This is a genomic window from Anaerobacillus sp. 63XJN7_5_ISO-PGPR-S23-430, assembly GCF_056173695.1.
In genome coordinates this window covers 1,385,046-1,398,999 of the sequence record NZ_CM149686.1, presented here as the reverse complement: position 1 = coordinate 1,398,999, position 13,954 = coordinate 1,385,046, and the positions used below count along the sequence as shown (strand labels likewise).

The 13,954-nt window shown below is 39.3% G+C and carries 15 protein-coding genes; 5 read left to right on the top strand and 10 right to left on the bottom strand.

Annotation, left to right across the window (positions count from 1 at the left end; translation table 11 throughout):
• The first annotated feature begins 167 nt into the window (after window positions 1-167).
• Together AC0VYJ_RS07645 and AC0VYJ_RS07640 are read left to right on the top strand one after the other, a co-directional pair.
• Entirely contained in the window at window positions 168-830 is a 663-nt protein-coding gene (locus AC0VYJ_RS07645; RefSeq protein ID WP_475367066.1) for a peroxiredoxin, read from the top strand.
• Between the two features lie 168 nt (window positions 831-998).
• The gene (locus AC0VYJ_RS07640; RefSeq protein WP_430242375.1) at window positions 999-1,628 is read left to right on the top strand and encodes a redox-sensing transcriptional repressor Rex; all 630 of its coding nucleotides are present in this window, start codon (window positions 999-1,001) and stop codon (window positions 1,626-1,628) included.
• Window positions 1,629-1,675: 47 nt separating this feature from the next.
• On the opposite strand, the gene AC0VYJ_RS07635 is transcribed toward AC0VYJ_RS07640, so the two are convergent.
• On the bottom strand, window positions 1,676-2,302 hold the full coding sequence (locus AC0VYJ_RS07635) for a 3'-5' exonuclease (RefSeq protein ID WP_475367065.1): 627 nt from the start codon (window positions 2,300-2,302) through the stop codon (window positions 1,676-1,678).
• A 191-nt stretch (window positions 2,303-2,493) separates the two neighbouring features.
• On the opposite strand from AC0VYJ_RS07635, the gene AC0VYJ_RS07630 reads away from it, so the two are divergent.
• The gene (locus AC0VYJ_RS07630) at window positions 2,494-3,177 is read left to right on the top strand and encodes a bacteriorhodopsin (protein WP_430242379.1); all 684 of its coding nucleotides are present in this window, start codon (window positions 2,494-2,496) and stop codon (window positions 3,175-3,177) included.
• A 65-nt stretch (window positions 3,178-3,242) separates the two neighbouring features.
• On the opposite strand, the gene AC0VYJ_RS07625 is transcribed toward AC0VYJ_RS07630, so the two are convergent.
• The 9 genes from AC0VYJ_RS07625 to AC0VYJ_RS07585 form a co-directional block, all read right to left on the bottom strand.
• Window positions 3,243-4,010 (bottom strand): TIM barrel protein, encoded by a 768-nt coding sequence (locus AC0VYJ_RS07625; protein WP_475367064.1) that lies wholly within the window; start codon window positions 4,008-4,010, stop codon window positions 3,243-3,245.
• Window positions 4,011-4,136: 126 nt separating this feature from the next.
• Window positions 4,137-4,592 carry a hypothetical protein gene (locus tag AC0VYJ_RS07620; RefSeq protein WP_475367063.1) on the bottom strand — a complete coding sequence of 152 codons (456 nt, stop codon included), beginning with the start codon at window positions 4,590-4,592 and terminating at the stop codon, window positions 4,137-4,139.
• A 131-nt stretch (window positions 4,593-4,723) separates the two neighbouring features.
• Window positions 4,724-5,476 (bottom strand): class I SAM-dependent methyltransferase, encoded by a 753-nt coding sequence (locus AC0VYJ_RS07615; protein WP_475367062.1) that lies wholly within the window; start codon window positions 5,474-5,476, stop codon window positions 4,724-4,726.
• Between the two features lie 150 nt (window positions 5,477-5,626).
• On the bottom strand, window positions 5,627-6,817 hold the full coding sequence (locus tag AC0VYJ_RS07610) for a dicarboxylate/amino acid:cation symporter (RefSeq protein ID WP_475367061.1): 1,191 nt from the start codon (window positions 6,815-6,817) through the stop codon (window positions 5,627-5,629).
• A 265-nt stretch (window positions 6,818-7,082) separates the two neighbouring features.
• The gene (locus tag AC0VYJ_RS07605; protein ID WP_226612333.1) at window positions 7,083-7,328 is read right to left on the bottom strand and encodes a biotin/lipoyl attachment domain-containing protein; all 246 of its coding nucleotides are present in this window, start codon (window positions 7,326-7,328) and stop codon (window positions 7,083-7,085) included.
• A gap of 400 nt (window positions 7,329-7,728) precedes the next feature.
• Window positions 7,729-8,274, bottom strand: coding sequence for a histidine phosphatase family protein (locus tag AC0VYJ_RS07600; RefSeq protein ID WP_475367060.1), 546 nt, complete (start codon window positions 8,272-8,274; stop codon window positions 7,729-7,731).
• Window positions 8,275-8,299: 25 nt separating this feature from the next.
• Window positions 8,300-8,863 carry an HD domain-containing protein gene (locus tag AC0VYJ_RS07595; RefSeq protein ID WP_475367059.1) on the bottom strand — a complete coding sequence of 188 codons (564 nt, stop codon included), beginning with the start codon at window positions 8,861-8,863 and terminating at the stop codon, window positions 8,300-8,302.
• Window positions 8,864-9,257: 394 nt separating this feature from the next.
• Window positions 9,258-10,343, bottom strand: coding sequence for a GerAB/ArcD/ProY family transporter (locus AC0VYJ_RS07590; RefSeq protein WP_430242388.1), 1,086 nt, complete (start codon window positions 10,341-10,343; stop codon window positions 9,258-9,260).
• 57 nt (window positions 10,344-10,400) lie between these two features.
• On the bottom strand, window positions 10,401-10,892 hold the full coding sequence (locus AC0VYJ_RS07585) for a CBO0543 family protein (protein WP_475367058.1): 492 nt from the start codon (window positions 10,890-10,892) through the stop codon (window positions 10,401-10,403).
• 254 nt (window positions 10,893-11,146) lie between these two features.
• On the opposite strand from AC0VYJ_RS07585, the gene AC0VYJ_RS07580 reads away from it, so the two are divergent.
• Window positions 11,147-12,727, top strand: coding sequence for a spore germination protein (locus AC0VYJ_RS07580; RefSeq protein WP_475367057.1), 1,581 nt, complete (start codon window positions 11,147-11,149; stop codon window positions 12,725-12,727).
• A 30-nt stretch (window positions 12,728-12,757) separates the two neighbouring features.
• Window positions 12,758-13,951, top strand: a complete 1,194-nt coding sequence (locus AC0VYJ_RS07575; protein WP_475367056.1) for a Ger(x)C family spore germination protein — start codon at window positions 12,758-12,760, stop codon at window positions 13,949-13,951.
• Window positions 13,952-13,954: the final 3 nt, after the last annotated feature.

The following is a 13,954-nucleotide window of genomic DNA, read 5'->3' as shown; positions in this document are numbered from 1 at the left end:
CTCCTTATTCCCCTCTCATAATTTGGAATCATTTACTTCTCTCATTCTATCTTTTCCTTTCTATAAGAAAAAGACTAATTTTAACAATTGTCACAAAATCGACTGTTTATTTCAAAATGAGAAGGGAACACCATTCATAGATTCAAATTGAAGGAGGATGTTTTGAGATGTCAGAACAACAAACTGAAGTCACATACCAGCTTCCAAGGATCGGTTCACCTGCCCCCGATTTTACTGCAAACACAACTCACGGACAGATTTCATTAGATGATTATAAAGGTAAATGGTTTGTCCTATTTTCCCATCCTGCAGATTTTACACCTGTATGCACAACAGAGTTTGTCGCTTTTCAGGAAATTTATCCTGAGTTGCGTAAACTTGACGTTGAGCTAATTGGACTCAGTGTAGATAGCGTTTCCTCTCATCTTGCATGGGTGCGTAACATCGAGAAAAACTTTGACACCGAAATTGAGTTCCCCGTGATAGCGGATCTTGATCGCAACGTAGCGACACGATACGGCATGATTATGCCTGATGAAAGTCAAACTGAAACGAGTCGAGCCGTATTCGTGGTAGATGATAAGCAGGTTGTTCGAGCTGTTATCTATTATCCTCTTACTACTGGACGGAATATGAATGAAATCATGCGATTGGTTAAAGCTTTGAAAACAACCGATGATCACGGTTCACCAACTCCTGCAAACTGGGAACCAGGAGATAAAGTGCTCGTTTCTCCTCCTAAGACACAGGAAGCAATGAAGCAACGTGAAAATGACGATGATCTCGAATGCATCGACTGGTATTTATGTAAAAAAGAACTTAATGAATAAAGCTGCTATCAAATCGGCCTGATTGGCCGATTTTTTTTGGGGAAATAACTTAACTTTTTTATTGTACGTTATCCCCTCTAGTTCTTTTGGATTATTTTCCAAATTGCACTTTGCTAGATTACGATTATAATAGAAGGGAAAGCGTATTAGTTTGACGGAGGTAATGTTATGAAAAAGGAAGAGAATAAGCTTCCAAATGCAACCATTAAGCGGCTCCCACTCTACCTCTCTTACTTAAAAAGCGTTAAGAAATCGGGACAAAAATCGATTTCATCTGTAGAGATTGGAAATGCACTTAATTATAAATCAGACCTTGTAAGGAGAGATTTTTCTAAGATAAAAGCCCCAGGACGAAAAGGGGCTGGATATGAAGTGAAAAAGTTAGTCAACCACCTTCACCTGATCGTGAACGAGAAGACTGAACCTGAAGCTGCGCTAATTGGCGCCGGTCGCCTTGGGACAGCACTTCTTCACTATAACCATTTACGAAAGTCGACTCCTAAAATCAAAATGGCGTTTGATAATAACCCAAAAATAGTAGGCAAAACGATTGCTGGTGTTCCGGTCTATCATATCGATGAAATGTATGACCGCTTAACCCCCACCGTCACCGTTGCTATTCTCGCTATTCCTGCCGCTTCAGCACAGTTAATTTCTGAAAAACTATCTGAGACAGGAATTATTGGGATAATGAATTTTTCTTCGGCCTACTTGCAACTTCCCGCCAACGTTCACCTACAGCAAATTGATTTGGCGAGAGAGCTTGATACATTATCCTTCCTCATTCACTTCTTCTAAACGATTGCAGAAGTAAAATAGGTTAGAAAACCCCATCACCAAATTCGTTAGCGAATTTTTGGTGATGGGGTTTTCTTTGTCACTCGTTTTTTATTTAACTTTGCTGGTTCATACCCATTATCGAACAACACACCGTTTGCCGTACCTGTTCTCTCCACGAGTTCATTTACATCGCTTGCATTTAATGTCTCTGCCGCTTTCAAGAAAATGAGAGCCGAAGCACGTGCATCATCCAGCGCGTGGTGATGATCAAGATCGATCCCAAGGTAATCAGACACAACATTTAATTTATATCGGGGTAATGTCCACGTTTTTTTCGATAAATTCACCGTACAGTTATAAGCAAGTATCGGGTAAGGTAGGCTATATTGATCGAGAACAGCGCGTAAGACGCTCATATCAAATTGAGCGTTATGCGCGATAAGGAATTTCCCCTCTACTAACTCACGAATTTCCTCTTTCCATAGAACGTCGAACTCAGGCGCGTCGGCTACGTCCTCTTCTGTAATCCCATGAATGCTAATGTTAATGCCTGCAAAATAATTTTGTTTTGGTCTCACCAATCGATAGTACTCTCGAATAAGCTCCCCATTCTCGTATTCTACGAGACCAATGGAACAAACGCTTCCTCTTTGCGAATTAGCCGTTTCAAAATCTAGTGCAACGAAATTCATATCGTAACTCCTTTATCACTCAATACTTCCATCTTAAAATGTTCTCCTTAATCCGTCTACCTATTTGATTGTTTCAATATAACTAGTCTTTGTATTTAGTAACAAAATTCCATAATTACTCTATTAATAATGAATAAATTCTTTCCCAAAGCCAATAATGGATATCACGTTAAGAATATAGAGGTGAAACCATGAATTCAATTGATATTTCGCTACACATTTTTTATTTTATCGTCATGATCTCAAGCGCCATTTATTTTTATCTCCTAAGTCGAAACCCAAAAGGCGTTCCCTTGTATGAATATGTTGTTGCCATTCTAATCACAGGATGGTCTGGGGTCGCTTATTTATCGATTGCTTTAGGGCAAGGAATATTAGAAAGACCGGAAAAAACGATTTATTTTGCACGCTATTTAGATTGGGTCGTCTCGACTCCTCTCTTACTACTATCACTTGCCTTAACTGCTATGTTCTACCAAAGTAAAATCAATCGCACACTCATCGCTTCTTTGATTGCAGCTGATGTATTCATGATTTTAACTGGTCTCATTGCAGATTTTTCATCTGAATCACTAAAATATGTTTGGTACACAATGGGACTAGTTGCTCTCGTCATCATATTAGTCATTATATGGGGACCGCTCAAGAAAATAGCGGATGGTTCAAACGAGCAACTTGCAAAGCATTATAAGCGAGTAGCGATTTACTTAACATCTTTTTGGGTTCTTTACCCTACCGCATGGTTTTTCGGGTCATCAGGAGTTGGCGTAACTGCAGGCATTATTGATACTCTAGCCTTTATCGTTCTTCCGATATTCTCGAAAGTAGGATTTGGTCTACTCGACCTTCACGGATTACGAAAACTAAATGGATAATACCATAAAGAGCTACAACTCCCAGTGGAACACTGGTTTTTGTAGCTCTTTATGATTTCTAACCACTATTCAACGTGCTCTAAAATGGTCTCTCTAAATTCCGCTAAAGCTCGATCCGTTTCTATCGTGTAGCCGCATTCCAATCCAACAAAACCATCAAACCCTGTCTCTTTAATTGCTTTTAAGATGTTCGTATAATTTAACTCACCTGTCCCTGGCTGATTTCGCCCAGGGTTATCAGCGATATGATAGTGATGGATACGTTTCCGATAGTTCGTCGCGTTTCGAATCACATTCCCTTCCGTAATTTGCTGATGATAAACGTCGAAAAGAAGCTTTACATGAGGACTATCAACTTGATCGATGATCGAGACCGCCTGATCTGAATATTGAAGAAAGTGCCCTTCGTGATCAACAAGGCCATTTAAAGGTTCTACTTCAAGCACCATTCCAGACTCTTCACATAGCGCTGCACTCCGCTTAAGAGTATCAATCATGGCATCTTGTTGCATCTTAATTGGCGCATCGATCATAACGTTCCCCGTTTGTGTAATTATTGAAGTTGTTCCAAGCCTTTTGCATGCTTCAATTGTTTCAGTTAGTCCACTAAGAAAAAGCTCACTCATTTCAGGATTAACTAGATTGAAAGACCTTGTACATGTTGCTGTAATTCCTACCCCAATACGACGTTGTGCTTTAGCCACTTCTTTTAGATCGAGCTCTGTCCAATCATAATATTCGAGTCCATGAAAGCCGTGTTCTTTCACTTTCTCCAAATGAGTAATCACATCTTTACCAGGGTAAGCACCGATACAAAGAGAATATTTCAACAATCACTCAGCTCCTATTATTTGTTATGACGGTCCATTTCACTTCTTAAGCACCTTTTTTATAGGTGTTTCCTACACTTATTAAGGTAATCATCTCTACTTATCTGCTTTCAAAGAGTGCTCGTTTCGTTAAATGAAATATGGAAAATAATATCCGAAAGAAACAAAGAGTCCAACCGTCGTAAAAAGAAGTGTTTCAACAAAAAAGGGATGACGTGATCCTCCCCTATGTATGGCAACCGCACCTGATTCAAAACCACTATGAAACTTTCCAACAGTGCGACTTGCGTTTTCTTGAAAGGGTCTAAAATAAGCGGGTAGCCAAATAATAGCTATAAGCAAAATACTTCCTACGAACCATGAATCGATGAAATTCCAGCCGCTCATGACCGATATGGCGGCCACTAATCCACTCTCAAACAGTAGCGTAACAACGAGAAGCAACCCATACCGGTTAAAAGAGCCAAGTTTACTTAACAAATGTTTTTCAATGAACGCAGAAATCTTACTTAACGCTCCTGCTACTGAAACAGCTACTATTAAAAAGCCCATGCAAAAAAAGAATTTTACAACCAGATTAATCACACCCTCTAAGAGATAGTGGCTTCTGCTTCGAAAGAAACGCTTCTCTTAAAGTACGGATCAGCTTACAATAAGTTCCATATCATTCGATAGAAAAACTATAATATCTCCCTCAAAATCCAGAGCTTACTAACTTATTTAACCGCTTTAATAATCATCGTAGTTGGAAATTTCTTTGCTTTGTACAAAGAATAATATCGATCTGAAACAGTTATGTCTTCCTCAGACATAGAAGAAGAAACATCACTTTCAATCACCGTTTTTATCGTAAACCCCGCCTGGATTAATTCATTTATGTAAGTGGACATTTTCCGTTTATGGATCGTCATGGTGACGCCTTCACCTTTGAAGTCTTCAAATGTATGAAGGCCTTCATTTTGATAAGAACCGTTAAGTGTCACTGCTCCTTCTTTACTTTTCAAATGAACATATAAAGGATGATCCCAGCTAAAAACAAAGCTTCCTCCCTCTTTTAAGTAAGAGTAAATCAATGCGAAAGTTTTCCTTAGATCTGTTGTCCATCCAATCGCATAAATAGAAAATACATGATCAAAATAGTTTTTAGGAAGGCCAATCTCTTCTTCCATTGGCGCACAAAAAAGATTGGGGGATAAACCTGATAACGTTTCCTCAGCCTTATGTTTTTGTTCTTCAGATAAATCGACGCCCCACAGTTCTTCTGCTCCATTATTCGCCATATACCGTAATGAATGCCCACTACCATACCCAACCTCAAGTACTTTACTTTTCTCAAGCTGATCAAATAGCTGGAGCTCGTTCTCCGTTTGAGCAAAAGGGCCATACGCAGGTAACGCATCTACCCCGTTAAAATGATGAGCAACTTTATTCCAACTTCCTTTGTTTTGTTCCAAAATCGTATATTTCATATTCCTCTCCTCCTCCAACTACTTTCATTTCGAGAGGATAATAGGAGAATCCTTTTTCTCAAACAAACCTTACAGCAATGGTGGCTTATTATGAACGAAATAGATTGCGAGAGAACATCAAAAAGGACAGGCATCTGCCTGTCCTAAATGTTATCCTGCTTTTGCAGTGTCTTTCAAAGTTGCTTTCTTCGATGTTAATCGATCCACAAGGCCTGACAAAGCCCCATCACCTGTTACGTTACAAGCTGTACCAAAGCTATCTTGTGCAAGGTATAAAGCGATCATTAGTGAGATCATCGTTGAATCGAATCCAAGCATTGTTTCTAACAGTCCGATCGCCGCCATAACAGCACCACCTGGTACACCAGGCGCCGCAATCATGGTAACCCCAAGCATAAGGATGAATGGAATGATCGCAGCGAATGTAGGCTCCTGTCCATTCAAAAGCATAACCGCCATCGCACACGAGACAATCGTAATCGTGCTTCCGGAAAGGTGAATAGTCGCAAGGAGCGGAACGCTGAAATCAGCAATTTTCTCTCGTACACCATTCCTTTTCGTTTGTCTTAGCGTGACTGGAATAGTAGACGCTGAAGACTGAGTACCGAGCGCTGTAAAATACGCTGGCATCATTCCTTTCAGAAGCTTAAAAGGATTACGAGATGTCGCTGCACCAGTAATGCTATATTGAATCAAAAGCATTGTCATATGAAGAAGAATAATCATGACGAACACTTTGGCAAAAACACTTAAGATTGTTTGGACTTGTCCAGCACTTGTCATGTTTGCGAAAATGCCAAGAATATGAAGCGGTAGTAATGGAATAATGACGTAGCTAATCACTTTCTCAACGATTGTTCTAAACTCAATCATAACCCCTTTTAGCATATTCCCCTTCATCGCAGCCATGCCAAGTCCAAGTGTAAACGCTAGAACGAGTGCCGTCATAACGCCCATCATAGGAGGAATCTCAACCTCGAAGAAAGGCTTTAATAACGATTCTTCAGGATTCGCCATCTCTGAAGCGGCTCCCCCGGTTTCAAGGAATAAAGGATATAAATTTCGTGCAGCAAAGAAAGCTAGCAAACCAGCTAGAAACGTAGAAAGGTACGCAACTGACGTTGTAACCCCAATTAACTTCCCTGCACCCTTCCCAATTTCACCAATTCCCGGTGCAATAAATCCAATAATAATGAGAGGAATCGCGAAACCTAGAAAGTTTCCAAAAATCCCATTGAATGTAGCAAATAATCGTACGGTCCATTCAGGGAAATAAGCTCCAATAACAATTCCAAGGGCAATGGCAATAAGAATACGTGGCAACAGTCCAATTTTCTTCATAGTGTCCTCCATACAAAAACATTTGTCCATCTCGGGTGTAATATATGTGTACTTTACTAAAAAAAGAGTCATCCTGCAAGACATATTCGTTAGAAACAAATAAGAAAGTTTGATCAGCAAAGTATTATATGGATAAGTTGGATATTATTCTCATATCGGATCAAAAAAACGAAAGACGCAAGCGCTACGGTAAACCGTAACATGCTTGCGTCAGATCTCGCTCCTTCTATGATCATCAAGCACAGTGCTCAGCTATGAGCGAGCATCAGTCGCTTCCTGTTACAAAATCATCTTCTTTCATTGAGGCAAGAATGTAACCGCCAGTTACGCGATCATTCTCCTTCACATGAAGTTCAGAAATTTCCCCGCTTACTCCAAGCGTAATTTTCTCGGTATTGCCCTGTCCATTGCGAATGACAAACATTGGCTCCCACTCATATACTCGAGATGCATGTTTGACGAATACTTTCTCGATAACTCCCTCACATGGACAGACCACTGAACGATTCATGGTTTCTTTCCCCTTTCCAGCTTGTAATAGTTCCTGTATGGAACAGTTTGTTTTCTATACTTCCATGATATGTTTCGCATGCTTTTCTATGATGCAAAACGAATGTTTTCTTTAACCTTGCGTCCATTTTACCTGCTTTTTTCTTTTTGACAACCCCTCTATTTTTTGAAAACCCTTTATAAGCTAGCAGATTTAATTTAATAATTGACCAATTACATTTTGCTAAGATAGCGTCTCTTTCTTGCGAATTACTATTTGATTCATCACTTCATGTAACTAGTAATCTCATAACCTCGCATACTATATTAGCTACACAGTGTTTATTGAAGCACACAACATTGCTGAAAATATTTCAACATAGTAAAATCCGAGCAAAAAATAAAAAGTAAAATGATTCGTTCTATTCTTTCCAATACGTAACACAAGCCCAATTGGCTGAGGCTTTATCTCCCTGTAACTTCCAGCTTCGCTTCTCTAACTCCCGTCCAATAAAGCGATTGAAAAAGCCATGCCCAACTAAAACGAGAGATTCCTTTGCCATTGCACATTCCTCTAAAACATCAGCGGCTAACTTGGCACGCTTTCTCGCTTCCTTTCGAGTTTCTGCTTGGTTTGATAAACCAATAAACCAAAGAAACCGATAAAAGACTGTCCACATTTGAGGTTTGATCTTTAGGAAGCGTATGTTGTAAAAGGGGAGTTCCAGTTCTCGGAAGATGGGATCGCTTTGAATCGTACTTGCCTGCTGCGCTGATTCTAGAGACCTCGGCAAGTCACTCGTTAATACTAACGGTGCTTGTTGTAAAATAGCTTGAACATGTTTCGGAGCTTCATCACATATGCCTTCTCTATTATATTGACTAACCCATTTGCGATAAGCCTCACTAGTTATCCGTTCCGAAAAATCGCAGGCGGATTTTCCATGTCGTATTAAACTTATTTTCACCTAATCCCATCCCTGCTTTATAAGATCATGCTTGCTCATTCATTTTCTTTATCGTTTCTTTATCAATTTCGTCACGTATGGATTTCATAATAGCGTGATCCTTCACATACTCTTTCCCATAAGTAAGGTTAAATTCATAATCAAAACCAGGGGGATTCGTGCCCTGGGTATGTTGTATAATCGTCTCCATTTTATCGAGTGCTTTTACAAACTTAGCTTCTTTCGTTGAGCCTCTATTATACTCCTGACAAATTGTAAGAATGTCATTTTTCCCCTTATCACTAAGAGATGATGTGAGACGCTGAACGGCCTCTTCTTCCTTTAGTACTTTCTCCTTTTGATCGACTTGAACCGTAGCAGAGATATCCCCGTCATATGCTTCTCCAAGATCGTGAACAAGGCACATAATCAGTACTCGTTTTGTATCAAGCTCTGGAAACTGATCGCTTAAAGCAAAAGCAAACATTGCGAGCCTCCAGGAATGTTCGGCCACGCTCTCTCGTCGACCGCTTCTCATGTAGGCAGTTCTTGTCGTATCCTTTAATCTTTCAAGTTCCTTAATGAACGTAATCATTTGATAAGCATCCATGAATGATATCCTCCTTCTTCCAAGATGCTGTGACATCCTTGAGTCAGTAAGTGCGAAAAATCGTGATTGTAGCATTGCTTATTGTTCTTTATATGTAACTAATCTCTCTTTCGTCCCCTTAAAAGTCGATTTTCCATTCAAAAATAGTCGTAAGATGACTCTTAGATACAAACATTTAACTTTACCAACATTTAATTATGAGTTGTCCGCTAATCACCAACCATATTATTCCATTATCATCACCTTTTTCTCCATAGTAAAAAAGAGAACAGGCGATACCTAAAGGTACCACCTGCAGAGAGTATATAGGTCTTATTTCTTTTAGGACGGAGATGGTAAAGAACCAACGGTAAACCTACACTAAGGCTAGCACGCTCTTCTCCAATTCGTTCTATTAAATCAACTTTCTACCTTTTGCAACTAGAATTAATAACATGGGGAATCCAACTCCATAGATCGATGCATAAAGGGTCCATGTTTTCGATACAAAATCCTGCATATAAATAATGTCAGGATAACTAATTTGTGCTAAAACCAAGCTCCCTATTCCAAGAGGAAATAACAGCAGTCGATAGTTTTGAACGCGAAAGATATGCGTTAACGAACGTGCTGAGGTGTAGAACAAAAGAACTAACTTAAAATAAATAGAAAGCATCCAAACAATCGCCACGATGACTTCAATTCGTTCGACGATTTTCCCGATGCTAATTTTCTTTGCAAGAATATACGTAGGATACGTATATCTTGCTGTGAAATCCGCTCCTAATACAAGGATTGTGGCACAAATAATAACAAACAAAACGACGCTACCCATCGCAGTTCCTTTTAAGAATGAAATGCTCAATTTATTATGTTTGTCTACGTGTCGATAGATCATCAGAAAGGCAACTAATTCGAGAAATGGCAAACCAATAAAGGGAATAGAAGCCTTGATAATTGGCTTAACACCGTTTTCCATTATCGGTTTAATCGCTTCAAACTGCATTTCAGGCACTAGGAGAATGGTTAGCAAAATGAGCAGACAGAAAATCCAAGGGAAAAAGATTTCACATGCTCTTGCAATGGTTTCTATCCCCAGACTTGCGCCCATAATAACGACGATCATAAAGATGGTGAAAATAATATATAGCGGCGTTTCAATCAAGATTTGGGTCGTTAAAAAGTCTCCAATATTTCTGAGGACAAGAGCTGCAAGAAGAAAGAGAAAGGTGAAAAATAAAAGCGATGCAATCTGACCAATCCATTTACCGAGTACTTTCTCACTCGCTTCCACAATCGTCATATCAGGAAATTTCTTCATAAAATACCCATAAAAAACGACGAGCATTGTTCCGACTCCAATTGAAACGATCGCTGAAATCCACGCATCTTGTTTTGCTACAGCAGCTAGACCCGCAGGAATAATTAAGATGGAGCTTCCAATTATGTATAAGGCAACTAACCATGAGAATTGACGCGTATTAATGATTTCCTTTGCCATCGCTCAGACGCTCCTTTTGATAGCTGGAACCTTATTGTTTTACTTCTTCCTTATCGATTATACATAACGAAAAATGACTAATAGAAGCATCGAGATGCCTATCGATAATGGAAGTGCAATCGTTTTATTCCGGTGATGAAGGTGCACCATCGGAAACATCACAATAATAAATAATAGTGACCATGCCAGGTTCCATCCATTGTGATAAGTAATCATCTCAGCTTTAGATGCTATACATTCCACAAGCCAAAATCCTGAAATCCATTTCATATTGTATAGAAACCTTCTTTTTCGCATTGGATAATTAGACAGATAAAGTAGAACAACTAAAGGATTAACAACGAGGTTATGTAGTAAATGAACATTAAATTTACTAAAGAAAATGTCTTTTTTAAACTCCCAAAGATGAAATTCTTCATACGATATCGTTTCATAAACGGTTGCTGCTAAAGCAATATAAAGCATACTAGGATAGTATTTTTCCCAATTTCTCCAATCGCCTTTCCAAAAAACAAAAAACAGTAGCGTGATAATGAGGACAATGTTCATTGTTATTCTCCTAATTCATAACGGTATGTGTTTCGTATCATCATGTTTATTTTGGATAAAGATACGCTACTTACCATAGCAAAAACATTTTTACATATTTATACAAAAGTAGTATGCATCTTTCGGAGCCGTTTATGCATAATAGGGGAATTTTCGCTCAGTTTTATGCCCATATCGATTTATGACGTTGAGGTGGATAAAAACCATTCGATGTGAAAACCTACTTATGAAGAAAATAATGTGGGGGATTTGTGATGAAACGCATAAGGCGATTAAGGGAAACCAAAAAACGTAATGAAAAGGACTCTTCCACCGATAGTACTTCTAAAGACATTAGCCTGGATCTTAAAAAAAACATAGTGAACATAAAGAAAATGCTAGGAGAAAGTTCTGATTTAACGATTAGAGAGATTCATTCTGGTACAGATGAGACAAAACTTATCGCTGTCATTTTTATTGATGGACTTGCAGACAAAGTAATGGTCCAGGAAAGCGTCATTGATCCATTGATGCTCGATATTCGAAAAACGGATATAGCGATGAACGTCATACAACATGCTAGCTTTTATGAGATCCTAAAGCATTTCTCTCTTGCTGCCTGTGAATTAACAGAGATTCATCGTTTTCAACCCTTATATGATCATCTCCTTTCTGGAGATACAATCATACTTATTCAAGGTGAGTCTAAAGGATTTGCTATTGGTTCAAGAAACTGGAAGGATCGCGACGTTAATGAACCCACTTCCCAAACTGTCATTAGAGGGCCGAAAGATGGTTTTACGGAAACAATTCGAACGAACACCGCGCTGCTTAGACGAAAAATCAAAGATCCCTCTCTTTGGATCGAAACGAACCCCATCGGCCATAAGACCAAAACAGATGTTGCCCTCGTTTATTTAAAAGGTGTTGTTGATGAGAGTATCTTGAAAGAAGTGCGCGATCGGTTAACGAAAATTGATACTGATAGCATTTTGGAAAGTGCCTATATTGAGGAATATATTCAGGATAATACCTACACTCCCTTCCCAACGATCTTCAACTCTGAACGACCTGATACGATTGCTGCTGGCATATTAGAAGGCCGAGTAGCCATAATCGTTGACGGAACACCATTTGTCCTTCTTGTCCCAACTTTATTTGTTCAATTCTTTCAATCAAGTGAAGATTACTATCAACGTTTTGATATAAGCGTAATGGTTCGTTTCTTGCGATATATCTCCTTTTTCCTTGCTTTATTAACACCTTCTGCTTATATTGCTGTGACAACCTTTCATCAAGAGATGCTTCCTTCCTCCCTTCTCATTAGCTTAGCAGCACAGCGAGAAGGGACGCCTTTTCCAGCACTGATTGAAGCTTTGTTAATGGAACTTACCTTTGAGGTGTTACGTGAAGCGGGTATTCGTATGCCTCGCGCTGTTGGCTCTGCTATATCTATTGTTGGCGCACTAGTTCTTGGACAGGCTGCAGTTGAAGCAGGTATCGTTTCTTCTGCAATGGTAATCGTCGTCTCAATCACAGCTATTAGTAGCTTTGTTATGCCTTCATTTAACTTAGCCATTTCTCTTCGAGTGCTTCGCTTTCCGTTCATGTTTCTTGCTGCAACATTTGGTTTATTTGGGATTATCATCGGTATTATTGCAATGGTCCTTCACTTATGCAGTTTGCGCTCATTTGGCGTGCCATATATGTCTCCTATGGCGCCCATTATCCCGAAAGACCAAAAAGATAGTATTCTACGTGCGCCGCTTTGGAAACTACGGACACGCCCTTCGTTCATTAGCAAAGGCGATGAAACAAGAAATACCACTCCTCCACCAAAACCAGAATCAAATTAACTTGAGGATAATAAGAAGGTGATCATGGACATGAGAGCTTACGTATATCGACTTGCCACTTTGTTAACATGTTTATTTCTGTTAACAAGCTGTTGGAGTAGTAGAGAGCTTAACGAAATAGCGATTGCTACAGCCATCGCTATTGACAAAAGCGATGAAGGTTATTTGCTGACCGTTCAAATCATTAATCCAGGAGAAATCGCCTCAGATAGTCCAACAAATCGGACGGCTACGACAACATATCGTTCTTCTGGCGAAACGCTATTTGAAGCTTTTCGGAGATTAACGGTGCAAGCACCTCGAAAGGTTTATTTTTCTCATGTTCAAATGATTGTGTTTGGCGAAGAAGCAGCCAAAAGCGGCATTGTCCAATCGCTTGATTTTCTTTCTAGAGACCATGAGATGAGAACGGACTTCCTTCTTGTTATCGCAAAAGACACACGCGCCGGTCAACTCCTAAACATTTTAACACCTATGGATAAAATTTCGTCTAGCAAAATTGTCTCCTCACTCAAAATGTCTGAACAAAACTGGGCCCCTACTTATGCAGTAAAGCTTGATGAATTATTAAATAAGCTGTCTAATGAAGGAATTGAGGCTGTACTTACTGGGATTGTTGTCAATGGCGATCCTAATGTAGGCAAGAATAGCAAAAACCTCGAAAAAACAGAGCCCTCAACTACTATTCAAATTGCTCATATCGGAGTCTTCAAAGGAGATAAACTAATCGGCTGGTTGAACGAGGATGAAAGTAAAGGTTTTAATTATTTTATCAACAATGTCACAAGTACTATTGTAAATGTCCCTTGTTCACAGAAGAATGCTTCCATTGAAATCATTAGTGCAAAATTGTCCATTGAGGGACACATGGAGAAGAACGTCCCACATATCGAGGCAACCGTTCGAGTAGATGGGAATGTAGGTGATTTGGAATGTAATGTGGATCTTACAAACCCAAGGACAATACGAATGTTAGAAGCAATGGTCGAAAAAGACATTCAATCTAAAATGGAGTCAGCTGTTTCTGCAAGTCAAGATAAATTCAACAGTGACATCTTAGGTTTTGGTGCCCTCATTCATCGCGAACATCCAGATCAATGGCGAATGTTGAAAAACCATTGGAATGAGGAATTTAAAAACGTCGAAGTGGATTACACCATCCACGCCACCATTCAACGTACCGGAAACATCACCGATTCTGTTCAAAGAAAGGATGGTGAGTAAAAC

Bases quoted from the DNA above. Each gene is read 5' to 3' on its own strand.
- AC0VYJ_RS07645 (WP_475367066.1), top strand. From the start codon at position 168: ATGTCAGAACAACAAACTGAAGTCACATACCAGCTTCCAAGGATCGGT.
- AC0VYJ_RS07640 (WP_430242375.1), top strand. From the start codon at position 999: ATGAAAAAGGAAGAGAATAAGCTTCCAAATGCAACCATTAAGCGGCTC.
- AC0VYJ_RS07635 (WP_475367065.1), bottom strand. From the start codon at position 2,302: ATGAATTTCGTTGCACTAGATTTTGAAACGGCTAATTCGCAAAGAGGA.
- AC0VYJ_RS07630 (WP_430242379.1), top strand. From the start codon at position 2,494: ATGAATTCAATTGATATTTCGCTACACATTTTTTATTTTATCGTCATG.
- AC0VYJ_RS07615 (WP_475367062.1), bottom strand. From the start codon at position 5,476: ATGAAATATACGATTTTGGAACAAAACAAAGGAAGTTGGAATAAAGTT.
- AC0VYJ_RS07610 (WP_475367061.1), bottom strand. From the start codon at position 6,817: ATGAAGAAAATTGGACTGTTGCCACGTATTCTTATTGCCATTGCCCTT.
- AC0VYJ_RS07605 (WP_226612333.1), bottom strand. From the start codon at position 7,328: ATGAATCGTTCAGTGGTCTGTCCATGTGAGGGAGTTATCGAGAAAGTA.
- AC0VYJ_RS07595 (WP_475367059.1), bottom strand. From the start codon at position 8,863: ATGGATGCTTATCAAATGATTACGTTCATTAAGGAACTTGAAAGATTA.
- AC0VYJ_RS07590 (WP_430242388.1), bottom strand. From the start codon at position 10,343: ATGGCAAAGGAAATCATTAATACGCGTCAATTCTCATGGTTAGTTGCC.
- AC0VYJ_RS07585 (WP_475367058.1), bottom strand. From the start codon at position 10,892: ATGAACATTGTCCTCATTATCACGCTACTGTTTTTTGTTTTTTGGAAA.
- AC0VYJ_RS07580 (WP_475367057.1), top strand. From the start codon at position 11,147: ATGAAACGCATAAGGCGATTAAGGGAAACCAAAAAACGTAATGAAAAG.
- AC0VYJ_RS07575 (WP_475367056.1), top strand. From the start codon at position 12,758: ATGAGAGCTTACGTATATCGACTTGCCACTTTGTTAACATGTTTATTT.